Origin of the sequence: Rahnella sp. BCC 1045 (assembly GCF_019049615.1) — a bacterium.
Classification (GTDB): domain Bacteria; phylum Pseudomonadota; class Gammaproteobacteria; order Enterobacterales; family Enterobacteriaceae; genus Rahnella; species Rahnella contaminans.
Map to the genome: position 1 here is coordinate 1 of NZ_JAFMOZ010000040.1, position 1,112 is coordinate 1,112.

Sequence of the window (1,112 nt, forward strand, 5' to 3'; positions counted from 1 at the left end):
GTTATTAGCTGTATCGAACAAAAAAGCTTGTACAAAAGTAATGAAATTAACTTCTGCTCCGATATAGTAAAAGCTTTTGGTCCTAATGGACAAAATGGTAAGGAGTATCAGGAGTTTTACTTTGACATATCAAGGGCTATTGGAAGCTTATTAACATTAAAAAAAATTGATAGTCCGCGTCTAATGTTGCATCAAGCAAATCTACTTAGAGAATATGGAAGAAGAAAATATACTGATGCTTCCGTTTATTATCCAGAGTACTATGAAATTCTTCAAGAAGCGTTAACTGTAATTGAAAAGGCGATAACCTCAGAAGAAAAAAAGGAACTCCCGTCAAATAGGCAGTTCAGCTATACACTGATTACATTATACGGAGAGAAAGCATCAATTCTTGGGACTTTAGCAAACCAGCTATCAAATGCCAATGAAGATGAATCCATTGTTTCCAACTATATTACCGAAGCAATAAACACCCTGAAAGAGTCATTTAAATATAACATCACTAATTATATTTCCTTAGATTCTATTGCCTGGATTGTTATGAATCACTCAAAGTCTTCAGTTCACCTTGAAGCAGATAAGCTAAAATTCCTTTTAGATGCAATAAGCATTTTTAATGAATATAACATTGAAGATTTAGAGGAAAGATATAGAGTTGATTTTCTCAATAGAAAGACCGCATTGTATGAAAAAATTGGTAATGACGTCATCAGTCAGCAAACGTTAGAACAGCTGAAAACTGTCAGTTTAGAAGACTATCATTATTACATGCTTACGAAGATTACATCAAAAATTAATTTGACGGGTGAATATGATGATGAAAACTCACAGAACCTTGCAAAAGCGCTTGAATATATCAATATGTATAAAGACGAATGCGCAACATCTTATAAGATAAGTGTATTACATTTAAGGTTGTTTTGGTTTTACGAAAACAAATCTCCTATGTTAAAAGGTGAGCGGGTTGTAATTAAAAAAGACGATTCTTTTTGGGAAGATGTATTAAGTCTCTCTCAAAAAATACTTTCATTAGCTTATAATAATAATGTTATTATTTATACTTTCTTAAAGGCTGTTGCATTATTTCATCTTGGTCTTTATAAAGATAGTGA

General features: G+C 31.8%; 1 protein-coding gene. It reads left to right on the forward strand.

The window, feature by feature from the left end:
- The coding region (locus tag J1782_RS00230) for a hypothetical protein (protein WP_217151900.1) at positions 1–1,112 on the forward strand (1,112 nt) is incomplete at both ends.